Source organism: Vibrio sp. ABG19, from assembly GCF_029962385.1.
Taxonomy (GTDB): Bacteria; Pseudomonadota; Gammaproteobacteria; order Enterobacterales; family Vibrionaceae; genus Vibrio; species Vibrio ostreae.
The window spans coordinates 1,578,987-1,598,900 of the sequence record NZ_CP071708.1; the positions used below are offsets into that span (position 1 = coordinate 1,578,987).

Below are 19,914 nucleotides of genomic sequence, written 5' to 3' on the forward strand. Positions count from 1 at the left end.
CTTTTTTGATCACTGGCTAGCAGGCTCAGGTAAAGAGCCTACAGCCCTGCGTAGCTGGCTGTGACCGAGATCAGCGGATGAGGTGCTGGACGCAGTCTGAGATAGCGCTTCAGACGGGGCCCGGTATTGAATCTGACTGAAATCCTTGCCCGGAAACAGGAAACTGGCTTCGGCGCGGATTTGTTCGGCCCGGCTGTTATCGCCCAGCCCCTGATAGGCCAGGATCAGATTGCTGTAAAACGCCGGGCGCGGTTTGTGTCTGATAATGTCCAGCGACCAGTCAATGTACGGCTGGATATACTCAGGTTTGTCTTGTGCCAGACCTATATTGAGGTAAGTGCTGTACACATCCCAGTCGAAGCGGTCACGCCATACAACAGGGTTAGTGACGTTATCCAGCAGGGCCGGATTACGCGGCTTGGAGTGCTCAAACTGCATCAGAACGTAGTTAGTGTGCAGCGCGCTGAGCATATAAAACCCAGTCAGTAGCGGCAGGATCAGGCTCAGTACGCGCAGCACCGAACGGCTGATCTTACTAAAACGGACCACATGGAATCTGGCGACGCGCAGATCGATCCAGAACAGCAGGATCACGAAGGTGATCCAGTGAATGGCGGAGTGATAAAACGGATACTCAAGCTGGGTGTGCAGCAGGATCGGCAGCACCAGAGCAAACATCGCCAGCCGGGTCCCCCGTTTGGCTGAGCGGATGCGCAGCAGGACAAAAGCCGCAGCAATGGCCATCCCCAGAACCGGCAACAGGCCGCCTTCGACCCCCCAGTAAAGGATTTCGTTGTGCGGATGGTCCATCGCCGGCAGACCGGCCGGGTATTGATCATTGAGCTGGTGCTGGCGTGCGGTGTAGAGAATATAACTGGACTCAAAGTCACCGTAGCCGTAACCAGTAAACGGTTTTTCGATCAGCATGTCGAGGGTTTGCGGGAAGGTGTAGCGGCGCGGGCTGTCCAGATCCGCTTTGTCCGCCACCAGACCATCGCCGCCCTGGGAGTACATGGCGCCGATACCAATTAGTATCCCGCCCAGTGTGGCCAGCAGCCAGTTAACGAAGCGCTGGCGGGGAGAAAAACGGTACAGATACGGCAGGATCAGACCGACTCCCAGAATGGCCGACAGCCAGCCGGTGCGTGAGGCAAGAACGATCAGCAGCGGTACTGTCATCAGTGGGGTAAGATAAAGCAGGCTCACTTCACTGAGGTGTTTGTTGTATTTCTTCGGCTGACGGGCCAGTAGGTAGCCGGACAAAACCAGGCCAGTGGCGAGGAAGCTGGCCATGACGTTAGGCTGCTGGAAAATGCCATACGGACGATTATCGACGGCATTGTAGCCAAACGGATTGCCTGGCTGCAGCACAAAATACTGCACCAGGCCAAAGGCAGCTTCAATCAGACAGCCCAATATGATGTACCACAACAGACGCTGTTTGTGTTTATTACTGAAGTAGAACTGCTGCAGCACGATAAACAGCAGCAGGCCGGCCCATAATCCGGTCATGCGGCTGATGGCTCCCGGCCAGTAGGCATTGGTGTAGAGCATCGGCAGCGACATAATTACGCTGCAGATCAGCAGGACAATACTTAGCTTGGAGTAACGCAGCTTACGATAGGAGGCCAGCTGATAAAGGCCAATGGCCAGTGCCACGCTCAGGGTCAGCCAGGTCGCCGGATTAAAAGCCAGCGCCAGTCCGGAGCCGCCGGGATTAGGCATGAAAAAATGCATGGCGAGCAGGTAAACAGCGCCCAGCACCAGGAGAAAAGGTTTATTCAACGGAGCTCGAGGGGCCTGCGGTTCGAGCTGAGTGCCACTGAGTAACAAGGTTGCCATAACGTCTCACTAGTAAACGAAAAAAGAAACCAGCGTCATCCGCTGGTTTCTTCACTTTAGCGCTTTTTTCTATTTCAACATAGGTTTAAGGAAGCGCGCGGTATGTGAACCTTCGACCTGGGCCACATCTTCCGGGGTTCCTTCGGCAATAATTTCGCCGCCGCCCTGGCCACCTTCCGGACCGAGATCGACGATCCAGTCGGCAGTTTTAATCACATCCAGGTTGTGTTCGATCACCACCACGGTGTTGCCATTATCGCGCAGGCGGTGCAGGACATCGAGCAGTTGCTGAATATCGTGGAAGTGCAGACCTGTGGTCGGTTCATCAAGAATATATAAGGTTTTGCCGGTATCGCGTTTCGACAGCTCGCGCGCCAGTTTGACCCGTTGTGCTTCACCACCGGACAGAGTGGTTGCCGCCTGGCCCAGACGAATATAAGACAAGCCGACATCGATCAGGGTCTGCAGTTTACGCGCAATCACCGGCACCGGTTCGAAGAAAGCTCGCGCGTCTTCCACCGTCATTTCCAGCACTTCATCAATGGTTTTACCTTTGTAGCGCACTTCCAGGGTTTCGCGGTTGTAGCGCTTACCTTTACAGATATCACACGGTACATATACGTCCGGCAGGAAGTGCATTTCAACCTTAATTACGCCATCGCCCTGACACGCTTCACAGCGTCCGCCACGGACGTTAAAGCTGAAACGGCCTGGTTTGTAGCCGCGGGAGCGCGACTCCTGAGTTCCGGCAAACAGCTCGCGAATCGGAGTGAAAATGCCGGTATAAGTGGCCGGGTTCGAGCGTGGTGTACGCCCAATCGGACTCTGATCGATATCGATCACCTTATCAAAGTGCTCCAGACCCTGAATCGATTTGTACGGTGCCGGTTTGGAGGTGGTGGCGCCGTTCAGGGCGATGTGAGCGATATTAAAGAAGGTGTCATTGATCAGGGTCGACTTGCCGGAGCCCGATACGCCGGTAATGCAGCTGAACAGGCCCACCGGCAGCGACAGATTAACGTCTTTGAGGTTGTTACCGGAGGCGCCGATGAGCTCGACGGTTTTTTTCGGGTCACGAGGCACGCGTTTGGCCGGGATCTGAATCGCTTTGCTGCCGCTGAGGTATTGGCCGGTCAGCGAGTCCGGGTTGGCAATGATTTCATGCACCGTGCCTTCGGCAACCACAGCCCCGCCATGCACTCCGGCTCCCGGACCGATATCAATCACATGATCGGCAAGGCGGATGGCATCTTCATCGTGTTCGACCACCAGGACAGTATTGCCCAGATCGCGCAGATGAGTCAGGGTGCTAAGCAGGCGCTCATTATCACGCTGGTGGAGGCCGATAGACGGCTCATCCAGCACGTACATTACGCCAACCAGGCCAGCACCAATCTGACTTGCCAGACGGATGCGCTGTGCTTCACCGCCGGACAGGGTTTCGGCGCTGCGCGATAAGTTGAGGTAGTTGAGGCCGACGTTGACCAAAAAATGCAGCCGGTCGTTGATCTCTTTCATGACCTTCTCGGCGATCTTGGCGCGTTGGCCCTCCAGTTGCAGCGACTGGAAAAACTGCAGCGCGTCAGCAATGCTCAGTTCAACAATCTGCGGCAGGGTGGTGTCGTTGACAAACACATTCCGCGCTTCCAGCCGCAGCCGGGTGCCGTCACAACTGGCACAGGATTTGGTCGAAATATATTTCACCAGCTCTTCACGCACCGAGTTGGATTCGGTATCGCGGTAACGGCGCTCCAGAGTATTGAGTATGCCCTCAAACGGATGACGTTTAACCCGGATGTCTCCACGGTCATTGATGTAGTTGAATTCGATTTCGGTGCGGCCGGAGCCGTTCAGGATCACGTCCTGGATCTTTTTCGGCAACTGTTTAAATGGTGCCTGCAGGTCGAAATCGTAATGTTTGGCCAGTGAAGTCAGCATCTGGAAGTAGTAGAAGTTCTTCTGATCCCAGCCGCGAATCGCGCCCTGGGCCAGACTCAGGCTGTCATCTTGAATCACGCGCTGCGGATCGAAATACTGCTGTACGCCAAGACCGTCACAGGTCGGACAGGCACCGGCCGGGTTGTTGAATGAGAACAGGCGCGGCTCCAGTTCACGCATGCTGTAGCCACAGTGCGGACAGGCGAAGTTGGCGGAGAAGACATGCTCTTCACCGTCACCGTCCATCGGAGCGACCACGACGATACCGCCGGACAGTTCGAGCGCGGTTTCAAACGACTCTGCCAGACGCTGCTGCAGATCGCTACGCACTTTGAAACGATCCACCACCACTTCAATAGTGTGCTTTTTATGCAGTTCCAGCGGCGGCGGATCGGACAGATCACAGGTTTCACCGTCGATACGGGCGCGGATAAAGCCCTGTGCGGCCAGATTCTCCAGCGTTTTAACGTGCTCACCTTTACGCTCTTTGACGATCGGTGCCAGCAGCATCATCTTGGCGCCTTCCGGCATTTCCAGCACTTTATCGACCATCTGGCTGATGGTCTGTGCGGCCAGCGGCACATGGTGATCCGGACAACGTGGCTCACCGACCCGGGCATAGAGCAGACGCAGGTAGTCATAGACTTCGGTAATGGTACCGACGGTTGAGCGTGGGTTGTGAGAGGTCGATTTTTGTTCGATAGAAATGGCCGGCGACAGACCTTCAATATGGTCGACGTCGGGTTTTTCCATCAAAGAGAGAAACTGACGGGCATAGGCCGACAGGGATTCAACGTAGCGACGTTGTCCTTCAGCGTACAGGGTGTCAAAAGCCAGCGATGATTTACCCGAGCCGGACAGCCCGGTGATGACAATCAGTTTGTCACGCGGAATGGTCAGGTTGATGTTCTTCAGATTGTGGGTACGGGCACCACGAACTTCGATTTTATCCATCAGTTTTCTCTATGTCATACCAAGTCGGACAAGTATTACATAGAGTGACAAGTGTGCAAATAATTACTGGATAAAAAAACAGTTAAAAAAAGCCATCCCGGAGGATGGCTTGCAGAATCAGGTCAGGTACAGCAATTATGATTTCTGGGTTGAGTGCTTGTCGAGCTCAACCTTTTGCTGATCTTTCTGGTACAGGTTCTCGAAGCAGTAGTTGGTGGCTTCAATGTAGCCTTCAACGCTGCCGCAGTCGAAACGCTTACCTTTGAATTTGTAAGCCAGCACACAGCCCGCTTTGGCTTGTTTCAGCAGCGCGTCGGTGATTTGGATTTCACCGCCTTTGCCTGGTTCGGTATTTTCGATCAGCTCAAAAATATCCGGAGTCAGAATGTAGCGGCCGATGATCGCCAGATTGCTCGGTGCAGTACCTGGTTCTGGTTTTTCCACCATGTCATCCACGCGAAACAGATCGTCTTTGATCATCTCGCCTGAGATCACACCGTATTTGTGGGTCTCATCCTGCGGGACTTCCTGTACGGCGACAATCGAGCAGCGGAACTGTTTGTACAGTGCAACCATCTGGGCCAGCACACCCTGCTGCTCATTCACACACAGGTCATCGGCCAGCACCACGGCAAAGGGTTCATCACCGACCAGTTCACGACCGGTCAGAATCGCGTGACCCAGGCCTTTCATCTCGCGTTGACGGATGTAAGTGAACTGCGCGGTATCGATGATCGAACGGATATCAACCAGCAGTTTTTCCTTGTTGGTGCCGCTGATCTGATGTTCCAGCTCGTAGTTCATATCAAAGTGGTCCATGATCGAGTGCTTGCCTCGTCCGGTCACAATGCACATACCAGTCATACCCGCCTGAATGGCCTCTTCAACACCATATTCAATCAGAGGTTTGTTCACCACTGGCATCATCTCTTTTGGCATTGATTTTGTTGCCGGTAAGAAGCGGGTGCCGTAGCCAGCTGCCGGGAAAAGGCATTTGTTGATCATAAGTTTAAAGCCCTATTTTTCTTTGATTCTGTATAGTTGGAAGCCAATTTGGCTACGACTTTACCATGTTCTGGGGCGTGACTTCAGCACATTCTCCGTCCCGGACCAGAAAATGTGCTGCTCACCTCAGTTATGAGAACAGATTCTGGTTAGCCCAGGCGACCGCCTGAGTACGGTTTTTGACCGCAATCTTTTTAAAGATCTGATAGAGATGCGATTTGACCGTAAATTCACTGATGAACAGACTTTCCGCCATTCTGAGGTTGGACTTGCCGGTCTGCAGGCAGCGCAGTATTTCCAGCTCGCGCGTGGTCAGGTTGAGGCTGGCCTGGGTGTTGTGATGCTGACAGACGTGACGGAAATGATGCAGCAGCTGACTAATGACATGGCGCGGCAGGCGATTATAGCCATTGATGATTTCCGCCAGATTGTCGGCAATCAGTTCAGGCGTGTCTTGCCGATAAAACAGCCCCTTAAGATGACCGAATGAGAGCAAATCCTCGGTGCGCAGCCGGCGGTTGACGTTAAACAGTATGGTTTCCAGGTTGATATTGGTCAGCCGTAACGGGCTCAGGCGCTGGCGAAGTTCCTGATGTTGGTCATAATTAAATAACAGGATTTTATGTTTGTCGGTTTTGTATTCGTGCAGGAGTTGTTCGGGTTCGATGCTGGGTACGTCGACTGGCAGACGCGATAATGCCTCTTGCAGCGAGGGGGCGGGTGGCTGGTTTTGATCCGGACACAGCAGGTAAATCGTGCGGGTGTAGTTGGTGCGTGACATGACAGTTCTCCTTTCCATCTGTGGGGCTGAAAGCTGTAACATGCCGAAATTAATCGACAGAGGCGAATGCAAAATCAGGCTTTGCGTGAGAATTCAATTGTTCAGGTAAATGAGCAGCTTATCAGGGGTAAAAAGCTCGAAGTGCGCCGAAGAAATTGAGCGTGAAGGATGGATTTTTGCGCCGGGAGAGAGAACTATCTGGTGGATGATTGGTAGTCGATGCAAAGCATGTTATCCTTGCCGACTATTTCAGAAATACACCGAATTTAAATACGGAGCAGAACATGGCAAGCCGTGGCGTGAATAAAGTAATTTTGGTTGGTAACCTGGGTGGCGATCCTGAAGTTCGCTACATGCCTAGTGGTGGTGCGGTAGCAAACATCACAGTTGCTACGTCAGAAACATGGCGTGACAAAGCGACTGGTGAACAGCGCGAGAAAACCGAATGGCACCGTGTTGCTCTGTTCGGCAAGCTGGCAGAAGTCGCTGGTGAATACCTGCGTAAAGGTTCACAGGTTTATATTGAAGGCCAACTGCAGACTCGTAAATGGCAGGATCAATCTGGTCAGGATCGTTACACCACTGAAATCGTTGTTCAGGGTTATAACGGTATCATGCAGATGCTGGGTGGCCGTCAGCAAGGCGGTATGCCGCAACAAGGTGGTGGCATGAACCAGTCATCACAACAGCAGGGTGGTTGGGGTCAGCCTCAGCAACCGGCCATGCAGCAGCGCCAGCCACAACAGCCACAGCAGCAGCAGGCACCGCAGCAGTCGCAGCCGCAGTACAATGAGCCACCAATGGATTTTGATGACGACATCCCATTCTAAGAGCTCCGAGATATAAAAAAGCCGCGAATTTCGCGGCTTTTTTATATAGTTAACTCATCGATACTCAAATTGTGGCTTCAGGAACCGTATCCAGCCCAGACTGAGTCTCCCGCTGATACCGCGCAACCCGGTATTGAGGCGGGGTCGAACATCGATTATCAGGCAGTAAACCCGTCCGCGTATTGATGGCGAGCATCGGATGATATAGTCCACCGCCAGACGGGACATCACAATAAGCATGACTTCTCGGCTCGCAAAGCTGTATTGATCAGCTCCGCTGGTCGCTTTGAGTGAATAAGATCACCGGGATCCCGAGTGACAGAATGCTTCAATGCCCGTTGAGTTTGTTGCCTCAACCGATGAATAGGAAGGGAATTCAGTTTCATGCGGTATACACCGACGCTTAAATTGAGTACGCGTTTAGTTGCGTTCGTTACGTTAATTGTTATCAGTGCGATGTTTATTCTGTTCATCGGTGGCACTTTGTCGTTTCAGCGTATGGGGCAGGAGTACCTCAATCACTACCTGCACGGGATCGTTGAGGTGGTGGACAAAGAATTAGAAGATCCGGATGCGGCATACTCCATGCAGCGCTGGATGCCCAAAATGCTGCAGGCCTCTAACATCGTGGAGATGCAGCTCTCTTCGCCGGCCGGCACTATCTACCGTTTTAAAGACACCTCATCGAAGACCGACCCCGCTCGGCTGTACGATACGGATATCGCTTTAGCGCGTAATCAGGGCTACTCGATTCATTTCAAGATAGTCCCGCCATACCTCGGTTATGGTTACTCCATGGGTGCCATGGGCTCGATCACTCTGGCGGTGATGTTAATCGTGTTCTGCCTGGTGCGCGGAGTGAAGTGGCTCAAAGAGCAGTTGCATGGCTCAGAGCTGCTGGAAGAGCGCGGGCGGATGATTCTGGCCGGCCGGGTTGAGCAGTACGCCAAAGGAGATGAGCGTGAGTGGCCGTATACCGCCAGTGAAGCGTTGGATGTGTTGATTGAAGAGTTACAGGATGCGCGCCAGGAACGCAGCCGTTTTGATACCTTTATCCGCAGCCAGACGTTTCTGGATCAGCTGACCGGGGCGGCCAACCGGATATTGTTCGACAGTAAGCTGGAATCAACCATGCTGGAAAGCGGCGCTCATGGCGGCGTGATTATGATTCGTATGGAAGAGCTGGATGCCGCGCGGGAAGAGCAGGATAAACGTACCATTGATGATTTTGTGGTTGAGGTCGGAGAGTGCATCTCCAACGTCATTGCCCGTTATCCGGAAGTGATTCTGTCCCGCTATTACGATGCGGTATTTGCTATTTTTATGCCGAATCAGAGCTCGAAGGATGTCGCGCATGTAGCGACACAATGTCTCAAATTAATTGAACGCATCACACCGCCAATCCCGATGGATCATGACAACTGGTTCCATATCGGAGTCAGTATGTACCAGGAAGGTGAGCGACGTGGCCGGATTATTGATGAAGCGGAAACGGCACTGCGCAGCGCCCAGTTGCAGGGCAGTAATGCCTGGAGCCGGTTTAAAAAAGTGGCCAAAGCAGATGATGAGCGCGGTAGCGTACGCTGGAGAACTCTGTTTGACCAATGCTTAACTCCCGAAAAAATCAGGCTTTTTCGTCAGCCATGTTATTTATCTGATGCGGTTAATGGACTAACATTAGTTCATAATGAGTTATTTGTACGGATTGATGATCCTGAGCAGGGTCTGCTGAAAGCCTCCCGCTTCAGCGCTGCACTAGAAACGGTTGGCTATGAAATGGTACTGGATCGCGCCGTATTCAGCCGGGTGCTGCAACTGCTCAAACAAGCCGAGTGGGAGGCTGAAACCTTCTCGCTCAATATGCATGTGGTGCCGTTTGCCGATAAGCGCTATCTGCGCTGGTTCCGCAATGAGCTGATGCAGTTGCCGCATAGCCTGCGTTCGCGTTTGTCGTTCGAATTTGCTGAAGGTCATCTGGTGCAGCATCTCGATTACATGCGTCCGGTGATGCGGATGATGGCCGGAATGGGCTGTGAGCTGGTGGTTGGCCAGGCCGGGCGGACTATTGTCGCCACTCATTACATTAAAGATTTAAAAATTAAGTATTTGAAACTACATCGTAGCCTCATTAAGAACATCGATCAGCGCCATGAAAATCAGCTGTTTGTACGCAGTATGATCGGGGTGTGCAGCGGCACGGAAACCAAAGTGATTGCGGTCGGGGTGGAGAGTGAATCCGAATGGCAGATGTTGTTGTCGCTCGGTGTTGATGGTGGCCAGGGGCGTCTGTTTGCCGAAGAGCAGGATTTGATTCCTGCGCCGCCACCGCCTGTCAACGCACTGAAAAGTCTGGTCAAACCCGGACGTCGTAACCGCTGGCGAACAAAGTGAAATAATCTATGACATTGGATGATGTAATCAAGAAACTGACCCGCAAGAGCAGCCAGAAGCACACCATCAGCGCTGTGGTGCAGCCAGATGCAATTTATTTTGCCTCTGCGGCTGTGCCTGCCTTGCCGGAACGCAGCACGCTTGACGGTCATAGCTGGCAACAAGCTTTGTGTGCAGCGGTGCGCAAAGCCGGCCTGAAAGGGGTCACCCTGGATGTGGTGTTACACTCCCAGCTTTATCAGAGCTACCAGATTGATCAGCCGGCCGTACCGCGTGAAGAGTGGACGGCCGCCCTGCCTTTTCTACTTAAAGATCTAATCAGCGAGAAAGTGACCGAGGTGGTCGCTGATGCTCACCCGTTGACCGGCAGCAACAAGGTCCAGACGTATGTCATGGCCAAAGCGCCGATCCTCGAGTTAGCGGACAGTCTGGAAAAGCTCGGCTGCCATCTGGGGCGCATGGTTCCCGAGCAGGAAGTCTGGGCTCATTGCCTGCCCGAACAGGCGCACTTTTTGTTGTTGCAACGCAGTCAGGGCGGCCATTTTAAACTGGATGCGTTTGTCGATAAGCAGTGTAATTTCCAGCGCACTTTGCGCGGCATCGTCGCGCCGCTAACCGGTATGGCCAGCTCGATGTTGCAACTGGACGGACTGGCTCTGGAGCTGCAACGTTCGATTGATTACCTCTCCTCCCAGCTAAAAGGCATTCCCCTGCATCAGCTGCATATCTGCTGTGATGGCGAGGATCATGCGGAGTTGATTAGCGGCTTGAATGAGCGTTTGAACGTAAAGGTGTTCACTCTCTCCGATGAGGTGCCGCAGGAGTTATCCGGCCAGTTGCTGGCGCGCCATTGCCGCCATCTGCCTGACTCAGCGGTGAATTTCTATCAGCAGCAGCTCAAGCCGCAAAAAGATCATTTCACCCTGGCTAATGTTTGCCTCGCCTGGGGCGGAGTGGCGTTGATCATGCTGGCTGTGGCCGTCGTTTATCACTTTCGTTTGTCTGCGCTGGATCAGCAGGTTGCGGAGGCTAAAGCGCTCGCAGCGCAGCGGGACAAACAGATCAGCACCTTGAAACAGCAGGTTGCCCAGCATCAGCCCTCGGCAGAGAAACTGGCTGCTGTCGCCCGGCTCAAAAAAGAGATTGACGCTAAACAGGAGTCACTGGCTGCGATCAATCAGTTTGATCACTCCCAGCAGGTGGGTTATTCCGGGGTGATGAATGCCCTGGCCAAACTGGCCCGCAGAGATATTTCATTGCGTCAGATTGATATGACGCCGCAGCGCTTCGACATTGAAGGGCTGGCCCGTGATGCGGAAGTGGTGCCGAGCTGGATTGCCGAGTTTCAGAGTGAATTGCACCTGACCGGACGCAGTTTTGACCGCTTGGTGATTGGCCGCAATGACGATGATGTGATTACTTTTGAACTGAAGACTCAGCAAGGAGCTAAGTGATGAAGCAACGCTGGATTGCCTGGAACGAGGCTTTTGCTGTGCGCTCGGCGCGCGAGAAATGGCTGATTGCCGTGTGTGGTTTAGTCGCGGTTGCCTTGCTGCTGCAGACCTGGCTGCTGGATCCTGTCCTGGCACGCTATCAGCAGCAACGCAGCCAACTGGCCAGTCTGAATGCAGCGAATGGCAGCAAAGTGATGACGATTCAGCAGTTTGAAGTCGCGCTGAGCAAAAATCCCGATGCGGATGTCGATAAGCAGCTCGCCAGCCTGCAAGCGCAGAGTCAGGAGCTGTCGATGACCTTGGCTGAACTGACGTCGACTCTGGTTTCGCCGACTCAAATGGCACAATTGCTGCAAAGCGTTTTAGAGCGCAGCAGCAAGCTCAAATTGATCAGTCTGACGTCACTGCCGGCTGAGCCGATGAAAACCGGTCAACCGCAGCAGGAGCAGGAAAGCAGCACGTATTATGTCCATCCGGTGCGCCTTGAGCTGACGGGGAGCTATTTTGCCATCCGTGATTATCTGCTGGCGCTGGAGAGTCTGCCGGTCAAATACTACTGGCGCAGTTTCCACTACGCGGTGGAAGAATACCCGCAGGCACGCTTGATTGTGCAGGTGTATACCCTGGGCTCACGCCAGGAGTTTATTGGTGGCTAATATGGTAATTCGCAGGCTGACAACACGAGTCAGGCAAAGTTATATGCTGCTGGGCGGCGCGCTCCTCGGCAGCACTTTGGCATTCGCCAGCACAGATCCGACCGCGCCGCTGGGGTTTACTCCGGCTGCTAAAGCCAGTGCACCGGCGAAAACGGCGTTACCTGAGCTGAACAGCATTTTGTGCAGCCAGACCTGCAATGCCATCGTCAACGACCGGGTCGTGCAGAGCGGCGATAAAGTGGATGGTTATCTGGTCGCGGCTGTGACTGAATCCATGGTCAGGCTCACGCGTGGTGGACAGCATTGGGAACTCACGCTGTTTTCCCTTGATATCAAACAATAAGGTAGAAGATTACTTATGCGTAAAGTGGTTATCGGTGTCATGATCGCCGCCTTAATGGGGTGTTCGATGGGGCATCGGGATCCGGTTGAGGTAAAGAAGTCACTTGACCAGTCGATCCAGGACTCAAACAGCCGTAATCTGGAGCAGTTGCCCGCTTCGGTCGAAGCCGATCTGATGCCCGATTTGCATGAGACGGAATCCGGTGCGGTGCGTAATCTCAAGCGCTTTCGCATTCAGGCCAAAGAGGTGGATGCCAAGGCCTTTTTTGCCAGCCTGGTACAAAATACCGGCTACAGCGTAGCCATTCACCCTGCCGTTGAAGGCAACATCACGGTCAATCTGAGCGATGTTACTCTGGATGAAGCACTGGATGTGGTACGCAACCTGTACGGTTATGATATCGAAACCCAGGGAAAAGTGGTGCAGGTGTATCCGGCGGGCCTGCGTACCGTGACCATTCCGGTCGATTATCTGCAGTTTAAGCGCAGTGGCCGCTCCTTGACGTCGATCACCACCGGTACGATTACCAATACGGACTCCAGTAATAATTCAAGTAACGGAAGACGTTCAGTCAACAGCAATAGTTCTTCATCTTCTGATTCAAACGGGTCTAATCGGGAAAGCTCGGTTTCGGCAGAAACAGCACGTGGCGGGACAGAAATCGAAACCACCAGTGAGAGTGACTTCTGGCCGCAGCTGGAAACCGCGGTCGGTCGCCTGATTGGCAGCGGGCGCGGGCAGAATGTGGTGGTGACCCCGCAAGCGGGGGTGATCACTCTGCGTGCCTATCCGGATGAAATCCGCGAAGTGCGCCGTTTTCTCGATGTGTCGCAGCAGCGTATGCAGCGCCAGGTAGTGCTGGAAGCGAAAATTCTCGAAGTGACTCTGACTGACAGCTATCAGCAAGGGATTAACTGGTCAAACATGTCGCTCGGTAACGGCGATGTGGTGATCAACCGGGTTGGCAGCGGTAGCTCGACCCTGCCGGGACTGGATGCCATCGGTACCTTGCTCGGCGGCCAGACCAATATCACCATTTCCGACGGCAGTTTTACCTCGGTGCTTAATTTTATGGCCACCCAGGGCGATCTGAATGTGCTGTCCAGCCCGCGCGTGACGGCTGCCAACAACCAGAAAGCGGTGATCAAGGTCGGCAGTGATGAGTACTATGTGACCGATCTGACCAGTGTGGTCGGCTCGGGCGACAATACCCAGGCTGCCCCCAACGTTGAACTGACGCCGTTCTTCTCCGGCATCTCGCTCGATGTCACGCCGCAGATCGATGATAAAGGCAATGTGCTGCTGCATGTGCACCCGTCTGTAATCGAAGTCGAGCAGCAGGACAAAGAAATTACCTATAACGACAGTACTTTTACGCTGCCACTGGCGCGCAGTTCGATTCGTGAATCGGATTCGGTGATTCGTGCTCAGGATGGCGATGTGGTGGTGATTGGCGGTCTGATGAAAACCGATACCAGTAACAGCGTGTCGAAAGTGCCGTTTTTGGGCGATATTCCTGCCCTCGGCCACCTGTTCCGCAGCACCACCCAGACCAAAGAGAAAACCGAGCTGGTCATCTTGCTGAAGCCGACCGTGGTCGGGGTGAACACCTGGCATAAAGAGCTGGAACGTTCGCGCGATCTGCTGCAGGAATGGTTCCCGGACGCTGAGTAATTATTATGTATCTGGCCCACTTCGGATTGGAGCAGTTGCCGTTTCACCTCACCCCGGACACGCGGTTATTTCTGGGCTTAGCGCCGCATTATGAGGCGATTCAAAGTGTCGGCGCCGCGCTGGAAATGGGCGAAGGGGTAATCAAAATCACCGGTGAAGTCGGCACCGGTAAAACCATGGTGTGCCGGATGTTGCTGACCCATTTGTCCTCTGATGTCGAGCTGCTCTATTTACCCAATCCGGCGCTGAGTGCGATGGAGTTGCGCCGCGCGGTGGCCCACGAACTGCAGCTCGGTGAACTCAGTGACAGCACGCTGGTGGAAAGCATTCAGGCCCGTTTGATGACGCTGCACGATGAGGGCAAGCGGGTGGTCGCTATGGTGGATGAAGCGCAGGCGTTATCCGATGAAGCGCTGGAAGTGCTGCGTTTGTTCGGCAACCTGGAAACCGAGCAGACCAAATTACTGCAGATGGTATTGATAGGCCAGCCGGAACTGGATGTGCGCCTGAGCGAACATCATCTGCGCCAGTTTCGTCAGCGCATCACTTTCAGTGCCACCCTGCGCCCGCTCAATCTGGCAGAGAGCGTGGCTTATATCGATAACCGTTTAAAAAAGTCCGGTGCGGCTCAGGAGCTGTTCAGCCTCGGGCAAAAGAAAGCCTTGTGGCGCGCGTGTCATGGTATCCCGCGTCTTATCAACCAGGTGTGCCATAAAGCGCTGTTACTGGCGTTTTATGATGCGGTACCTGAAGTGAGCAACCAGCATGTTTATGCGGCAATTCATGACACCTTTGATACCTGTAAACCTAAATTCAAAACCCCGCTGCTGTGGGGATGGAGTCAGTAATGAGTGAGATCAACAAAGCGCTGTCCCAGTTGGCGGCCAAGCGCGGAGCCTCACTGGAGCAGATTGAAGCGGCCCGCGTGGCGCCGGTGAAAACCCGTCCCGGCTGGGTCTGGGCGCTGGGCGGTTGCGCGCTCAGCCTGGCTTTAGGCGGCTGGGCGGTGTCCTGGCAGGCGCCGCACAGTCTGCCAGCGGACGAAGGGCAAGGCGAACCTGTCTTGCTCGCAGCGCAGCAAACTGAGTTAGCTCCGACGGCTTCGCCGACCCGCAATACCAGCCCGACGGCGATTGAAGTCTACCGGCCGTCACGTACCGTTAGTGATGCGCCGCGCGAAAAAAATGTCGCTCAAGCCGCGGCCCAATCTCAGCCACCGCCTCCATCCGTCACGGCACCGCGATCGGCACCGCCGCAGCAACCTGCTGCGCAGGAGTCAGATCGTCAATCGGCTACCGATACATCGGCACAGAGCGTGGAAAGCGATAACCGTGACGCGCACATGATGGTTGAGCAGGTGGAACTGACCCCGCAGCAACTGGCGCAAAAAGCGCTCAGCCGCGCCGATAAAGCGCTCGACAGCAATGATTTTCAGGATGCGGTCGATGCCTACAGTGAAGCACTGCGTTATACCCCCGAGGATGAAACCGTGCGCCAGAAACTGGCGGCGCTTTACTATGGTAAAGGGGATGTACGGCGTGCGTTTGACCTGCTGCAAAACGGCATTGAACTTAATCGCCAGGGCGAGCGGCTGCGTATCGCTCTGGCGAAATTACTGATTAAAGAACAGCAGCCGGAAGCGGCGCTGTCGCCATTGGCTTTTCTGCCTGCCGCGCCATCGCTGGAGTATTTATCGCTGCGCGCCGCTCTGGCGCAAAAGAGTAAACATAACGAACTGGCGCTGGAGAGCTATCAGGCGCTGACACAAAAAGAGCCCGGCAATGGCCGCTGGTGGCTGGGTCTGGCCATTCAGCAGGAGCGGGCGTTCACCCTGCCTGAGGCGAGAGCGTCGTATCAGCAGGCGCTGAGCAAAGTGGGACTCTCTTCGCAATCACAAACCTTTATCCGCGATCGTCTGGCCGTGATTGCTGCTGTGGAGGAAGACAAACGTGCAAATTAAACTTCGGAAACGTCTCGGCGACCTGCTGGTTGAAGAGGGCATTGTCAGTGAAACGCAGCTTGAACAGGCGCTGGTAGCCCAGCGTGAAAGCGGGCGTAAACTGGGCAGCACCCTGATTGAGCTTGGTTTTCTGACCGAGCAGCAGATGCTGACCTTTCTGTCCCAGCAGCTTTCTCTGCCACTGATTGATCTCAATCGCGCCCACATCGACATTGATGCGGTGCAACTGCTGCCGGAAGTGCATGCGCGCCGCTTACGGGCGCTGGTGATTGGCCGTGAAGGCGATATTCTGCGCGTCGCCATGAGTGATCCGGCGGATCTGTTTGCCCAGGAGTCGCTGCTGAACCAGCTGCCGATGTACGGCTTTGAGTTTGTGATTGCCTCGGAAAAGCAGTTGGTGGAAGGGTTTGACCGATATTACCGTCGCACTAAAGAAATCGCCTCGTTTGCGGAGCAGCTGCACGCTGAACACCAGGGCAACGATGCTTTTGATTACACCATAGGCGGTGAAGACAGCGAAGATGTCACCGTGGTGAAGTTGATCAACTCCTTGTTTGAAGACGCGATTCAGGTCGGTGCGTCGGATATCCATATCGAGCCGGAAGCGAACATGCTGCGTCTGCGCCAGCGCATCGACGGGGTGTTGCATGAAACCCTGCTTAATGAAGTTAACATCGCACCGGCGCTGGTACTGCGCCTCAAACTGATGGCCAACCTGGATATTTCCGAGAAACGCTTGCCGCAGGACGGCCGGTTTAATATCCGCAGTAAAGGTCAGTCAGTGGATATCCGGATGTCGACCATGCCGGTGCAGCATGGTGAGTCGGTGGTGATGCGTCTGCTCAACCAGACCTCCGGGGTGCGCAAGCTGGAACAGTCCGGTATTCCGGAAGATCTGTTGCTGCGTCTACGGCGTCAGCTTAAACGCCCGCATGGTATGATCCTGGTGACCGGGCCGACCGGTTCCGGTAAAACCACCACTTTGTATGGTGCGCTGTCCGAGCTTAATGTCGCCGGTAAGAAAATCATTACCGCGGAAGACCCGGTTGAATACCGCATCGAGCGGGTCAACCAGGTGCAGGTTAATCCGAAAATTAATCTCGATTTCTCAACCCTGCTGCGCACCTTTCTGCGTCAGGACCCGGATATCATTCTGGTCGGCGAGATGCGTGACCAGGAGACGGTGGAAATTGGCCTGCGTGCGGCACTGACCGGTCACCTGGTGCTGTCGACCCTGCATACTAACGACGCAGTCGACAGTGCGCTGCGTCTGATTGATATGGGCGCACCTGGCTACCTGGTGGCCAGTGCGGTGCGGGCCGTTATTGCACAACGCCTGATCCGTAAAGTCTGCCCGGATTGTAAAAGCGAGGATGTGGTGGATGATGCGCGCCAGCAGTGGCTGGCACAGCGTTTTCCCAATCAGGTCGCGGCGCCGTTTATGCGTGGCCGCGGCTGCCAGAGCTGTAACCTGACCGGCTATCGCGGTCGGATCGGGGTATTTGAAATGCTGGAGCTGGAACACCATATGATGGACGCACTGCGTGCCAATGATGCGGTCGGTTTTGCCCGCGCTGCGCGCGCCGATAAAGACTACAAACCTCTGTTAGTGTCGGCGATGGAGCTGGCGCTGCAGGGCGTGGTCAGTCTGGATGAAGTGATGGCCCTGGGTGAGGGTGACTCGTCCGGCATGGCCCAGGCGTTCGAGTTGTAGGATAACGTATGCCAACCTATCGATACTCAGGCCGCAATCTGGACGGCAGCAAGACCTCAGGTTCGGTTGAAGCGCCGAACGAAGAGCTGGCGGCTGAAACGCTGATCAACAAAGGGGTGATCCCGACGTCGATCGCGCGCGGTAAAGGCAAAACCAGCGCTGGTAGCGGTTTTGACTGGCGCACGCTGCTGGTACCTGCGGTACCGCTCGAAGTCATGGTGATCTTCTGCCGCCAGATGTACAGCCTGACCAAGGCCGGTGTGCCACTGCTGCGTTCAATCAAAGGTCTGACTCAAAACTGCTCCAACAAGCAGTTGCAGCATGCGCTGGAAGAAGTGACCAACGAACTGACCAACGGACGTGGTCTGTCATCGGCGATGCAGATGCATACCGGCGTGTTCAGCCCGCTATTTGTATCGATGATCAATGTCGGTGAAAATACCGGTCGTCTTGATCAGGCATTATTACAGCTGGCCAACTACTATGAGCAGGAGGTTGAAACCCGCAAACGGATCAAAACCGCGTTGCGTTATCCGACCTTTGTGATCAGTTTTATCTTACTGGCGCTGTTTATTCTCAATATCAAAGTGATTCCGCAGTTTGCCAGCATGTTTAAGCGCTTCGGTGTTGATCTGCCGTTGCCGACCCGGATTCTGATTGGTATGTCGGACTTTTTCGTTCACTACTGGCTGGGTATGGTCGCGGTGATGATGGCCTTGCTGTTTGCGTTTCGCGCCTGGCTCAACACCGCAGCCGGACGCGAAAAGTGGGATAAATTCCGCCTGCGTATGCCGATTGTCGGCACCATAGTCAATCGGGCACAGTTGTCGCGTTTTTCCCGCACGTTTTCCTTAATGTTACGTGCTGGGGTGCCACTTAATCAGTCGTTGGCTCTGGCTGCCGAAGCGCTCGACAATAAGTTTCTCGAGGCGCGCCTGCTGGAGATGAAGGCGGCGATTGAGGCTGGCAGCAGTGTGTCGGCCACAGCGATCAACAGTGGCGTGTTTACCCCGCTGGTGATCCAGATGATCGCGGTCGGGGAAGAGACCGGCCGGATTGATGAGCTGCTGCTCGAAGTGTCGGATTTCTATGATCGTGAAGTGGATTATGATCTCAAAACGCTGACCGCCAGGATCGAACCTATTCTGCTGGTGATTGTCGCCGCGATGGTATTGGTACTGGCGCTGGGTATCTTCCTGCCGATGTGGGGCATGATGGATGCCATCAAAGGGCGTTAACGGTGCTCACACAGCGTTCCGGCCTGATTTTGTGGGCCTTGGTGGTATTGAGTCTGATTGCGGTCATGTTTTCTGCCTGGCAGCCGATAAACAGAGAATTACAGCGTACCGCGTTTGAGGTTGCCAGCGGCCGTATGATTGAGCGGGCCAACTTTTACAAGCAGGAGTGGCTGCTGCGCGGCCAGCCGCAGCGCAGTGAGATTGATGGCGAATGGATGACATTCTCACCGCATGGCTGGCTCTATCCGCGCCTGGACGGCGAGGGCGCGGTAGATTGCAACACTCTGTTAGCCCAGCTTTACCCGCAGGTCACAATTTTGAATCAGCCGCCGCGGGTGACTGGCACAACGCTGAGTAACGGCTATGAATGTGTGTTTGAATACCACAACGACAATACGATAGAAATACGGTTACAAAACAACAGGTTTTCAGCGAAAATACGCCCGCAGCCTTAATCGGGCCGCAGATTCTATTTACCGTGTCACGAAGTTGAGCGAAAACCGGTTGCCTGTATATGCAACATTGATGAGTGTGTTAGGATTAGAGATATGAGTAAGCAGTCGGGTTTCTCCCTGGTCGAATTGGTGATCGTGATTGTGGTGGTGGGCTTACTGGCGGTGGCCGCCTTACCCCGTTTTCTCGACGTTACCGATGAGGCCAAAAAGGCCAGTATTGAAGGTGTGGCCGGTGGTTATGCCACTGGCGTGCTCTCTGCCCGTGCGCAGTGGGAAGCGCGATCGCGTCCCTCGGTGACGGTTGGTAACGAGCGCTACAATACGGTTAACTATGATGGCATGGACTTCTGGCTGACCCGCGCCCAGGACAGCAGCGGCACCAGCACCGATTTTCGCGACGGTTATCCGTTTGCGCTCAATGATAACGGTGGCAGCGCGCCGGGCAGTCTGGATGACCAGAATTGTGTCGACTTGATGGACAACCTGCTGCAGAACCCACCGCAAGTCGATACGGTGGCCAATGCCAGCAGTAATGATGATATCCGATACAGCGCACAGGCTGACGGCAGTAACTGGACCTGCACTTACGTGCAGCAGGAAGGCAACAGCGCACATCAGTTTGTGTACGAGATCCGAACCGGCCGGGTAACGGTCACCTTACAATAAACGATTTATTTTT

16 protein-coding genes are annotated in these 19,914 nt (G+C 54.4%); 12 read left to right on the forward strand and 4 right to left on the reverse strand.

Annotated features, from left to right (window positions below):
* Positions 1-9 precede the first annotated feature (9 nt).
* The 4 genes from J0X00_RS13530 to J0X00_RS13545 form a co-directional block, all read right to left on the reverse strand.
* Positions 10-1,842, reverse strand: coding sequence for a PglL family O-oligosaccharyltransferase (locus J0X00_RS13530; protein ID WP_282478249.1), 1,833 nt, complete (start codon positions 1,840-1,842; stop codon positions 10-12).
* Positions 1,843-1,911: 69 nt separating this feature from the next.
* The gene (gene uvrA / locus J0X00_RS13535; RefSeq protein ID WP_282478250.1) at positions 1,912-4,734 is read right to left on the reverse strand and encodes an excinuclease ABC subunit UvrA; all 2,823 of its coding nucleotides are present in this window, start codon (positions 4,732-4,734) and stop codon (positions 1,912-1,914) included.
* A gap of 135 nt (positions 4,735-4,869) precedes the next feature.
* Positions 4,870-5,739, reverse strand: a complete 870-nt coding sequence (gene galU, locus J0X00_RS13540) for a UTP--glucose-1-phosphate uridylyltransferase GalU (protein WP_136487622.1) — start codon at positions 5,737-5,739, stop codon at positions 4,870-4,872.
* Positions 5,740-5,869: 130 nt separating this feature from the next.
* The gene (locus J0X00_RS13545) at positions 5,870-6,520 is read right to left on the reverse strand and encodes a LuxR C-terminal-related transcriptional regulator (RefSeq protein WP_282478251.1); all 651 of its coding nucleotides are present in this window, start codon (positions 6,518-6,520) and stop codon (positions 5,870-5,872) included.
* Between the two features lie 284 nt (positions 6,521-6,804).
* Here J0X00_RS13545 and J0X00_RS13550 point away from each other — a divergent pair, with 284 nt between their 5' ends.
* The 12 genes from J0X00_RS13550 to J0X00_RS13605 all read left to right on the forward strand — a co-directional run bounded on the left by J0X00_RS13550 (position 6,805) and on the right by J0X00_RS13605 (position 19,901).
* Positions 6,805-7,350, forward strand: coding sequence for a single-stranded DNA-binding protein (locus tag J0X00_RS13550; protein ID WP_136487620.1), 546 nt, complete (start codon positions 6,805-6,807; stop codon positions 7,348-7,350).
* Positions 7,351-7,734: 384 nt separating this feature from the next.
* Entirely contained in the window at positions 7,735-9,741 is a 2,007-nt protein-coding gene (gene csrD / locus J0X00_RS13555) for an RNase E specificity factor CsrD (RefSeq protein WP_218562421.1), read from the forward strand.
* Between the two features lie 8 nt (positions 9,742-9,749).
* Positions 9,750-11,195: an MSHA biogenesis protein MshI gene (locus J0X00_RS13560; protein ID WP_282478252.1), complete on the forward strand. Its 1,446-nt coding sequence runs from the start codon at positions 9,750-9,752 to the stop codon at positions 11,193-11,195.
* Positions 11,195-11,851, forward strand: a complete 657-nt coding sequence (gene pilO, locus J0X00_RS13565) for a type 4a pilus biogenesis protein PilO (RefSeq protein WP_136487618.1) — start codon at positions 11,195-11,197, stop codon at positions 11,849-11,851. The genes J0X00_RS13560 and pilO overlap by 1 nt, the downstream gene beginning before the upstream one ends.
* Position 11,852: 1 nt before the next feature.
* Positions 11,853-12,194: an MSHA biogenesis protein MshK gene (locus tag J0X00_RS13570; protein WP_282478295.1), complete on the forward strand. Its 342-nt coding sequence runs from the start codon at positions 11,853-11,855 to the stop codon at positions 12,192-12,194.
* Between the two features lie 15 nt (positions 12,195-12,209).
* Positions 12,210-13,868 carry a pilus (MSHA type) biogenesis protein MshL gene (mshL, locus tag J0X00_RS13575; protein WP_282478253.1) on the forward strand — a complete coding sequence of 553 codons (1,659 nt, stop codon included), beginning with the start codon at positions 12,210-12,212 and terminating at the stop codon, positions 13,866-13,868.
* Between the two features lie 5 nt (positions 13,869-13,873).
* The gene (locus J0X00_RS13580; protein WP_282478254.1) at positions 13,874-14,716 is read left to right on the forward strand and encodes an AAA family ATPase; all 843 of its coding nucleotides are present in this window, start codon (positions 13,874-13,876) and stop codon (positions 14,714-14,716) included.
* Positions 14,716-15,828, forward strand: a complete 1,113-nt coding sequence (locus J0X00_RS13585) for an MSHA biogenesis protein MshN (protein WP_282478255.1) — start codon at positions 14,716-14,718, stop codon at positions 15,826-15,828. The genes J0X00_RS13580 and J0X00_RS13585 overlap by 1 nt, the downstream gene beginning before the upstream one ends.
* Positions 15,818-17,542 (forward strand): type II/IV secretion system protein, encoded by a 1,725-nt coding sequence (locus J0X00_RS13590; protein WP_282478256.1) that lies wholly within the window; start codon positions 15,818-15,820, stop codon positions 17,540-17,542. Before J0X00_RS13585 ends, J0X00_RS13590 begins: the two co-directional genes overlap by 11 nt.
* A gap of 8 nt (positions 17,543-17,550) precedes the next feature.
* Positions 17,551-18,780, forward strand: coding sequence for a type II secretion system F family protein (locus J0X00_RS13595; RefSeq protein ID WP_282478257.1), 1,230 nt, complete (start codon positions 17,551-17,553; stop codon positions 18,778-18,780).
* A 2-nt stretch (positions 18,781-18,782) separates the two neighbouring features.
* Entirely contained in the window at positions 18,783-19,235 is a 453-nt protein-coding gene (locus J0X00_RS13600; RefSeq protein WP_218562415.1) for an MSHA biogenesis protein MshF, read from the forward strand.
* A gap of 93 nt (positions 19,236-19,328) precedes the next feature.
* A complete protein-coding gene (locus J0X00_RS13605; protein ID WP_136487611.1) occupies positions 19,329-19,901 on the forward strand; it encodes a prepilin-type N-terminal cleavage/methylation domain-containing protein in 573 nt (190 codons plus the stop codon).
* The last annotated feature ends 13 nt before the right edge of the window (positions 19,902-19,914 follow it).

Excerpts from the sequence above, each read along its gene's own strand:
- J0X00_RS13530 (WP_282478249.1), bottom strand. The coding sequence starts at position 1,842 with ATGGCAACCTTGTTACTCAGTGGCACTCAGCTCGAACCGCAGGCCCCT.
- uvrA (WP_282478250.1), bottom strand. The coding sequence starts at position 4,734 with ATGGATAAAATCGAAGTTCGTGGTGCCCGTACCCACAATCTGAAGAAC.
- galU (WP_136487622.1), bottom strand. The coding sequence starts at position 5,739 with ATGATCAACAAATGCCTTTTCCCGGCAGCTGGCTACGGCACCCGCTTC.
- J0X00_RS13545 (WP_282478251.1), bottom strand. The coding sequence starts at position 6,520 with ATGTCACGCACCAACTACACCCGCACGATTTACCTGCTGTGTCCGGAT.
- J0X00_RS13550 (WP_136487620.1), top strand. The coding sequence starts at position 6,805 with ATGGCAAGCCGTGGCGTGAATAAAGTAATTTTGGTTGGTAACCTGGGT.
- csrD (WP_218562421.1), top strand. The coding sequence starts at position 7,735 with ATGCGGTATACACCGACGCTTAAATTGAGTACGCGTTTAGTTGCGTTC.
- J0X00_RS13560 (WP_282478252.1), top strand. The coding sequence starts at position 9,750 with ATGACATTGGATGATGTAATCAAGAAACTGACCCGCAAGAGCAGCCAG.
- pilO (WP_136487618.1), top strand. The coding sequence starts at position 11,195 with ATGAAGCAACGCTGGATTGCCTGGAACGAGGCTTTTGCTGTGCGCTCG.
- J0X00_RS13570 (WP_282478295.1), top strand. The coding sequence starts at position 11,853 with ATGGTAATTCGCAGGCTGACAACACGAGTCAGGCAAAGTTATATGCTG.
- mshL (WP_282478253.1), top strand. The coding sequence starts at position 12,210 with ATGCGTAAAGTGGTTATCGGTGTCATGATCGCCGCCTTAATGGGGTGT.
- J0X00_RS13580 (WP_282478254.1), top strand. The coding sequence starts at position 13,874 with ATGTATCTGGCCCACTTCGGATTGGAGCAGTTGCCGTTTCACCTCACC.
- J0X00_RS13585 (WP_282478255.1), top strand. The coding sequence starts at position 14,716 with ATGAGTGAGATCAACAAAGCGCTGTCCCAGTTGGCGGCCAAGCGCGGA.
- J0X00_RS13595 (WP_282478257.1), top strand. The coding sequence starts at position 17,551 with ATGCCAACCTATCGATACTCAGGCCGCAATCTGGACGGCAGCAAGACC.
- J0X00_RS13605 (WP_136487611.1), top strand. The coding sequence starts at position 19,329 with ATGAGTAAGCAGTCGGGTTTCTCCCTGGTCGAATTGGTGATCGTGATT.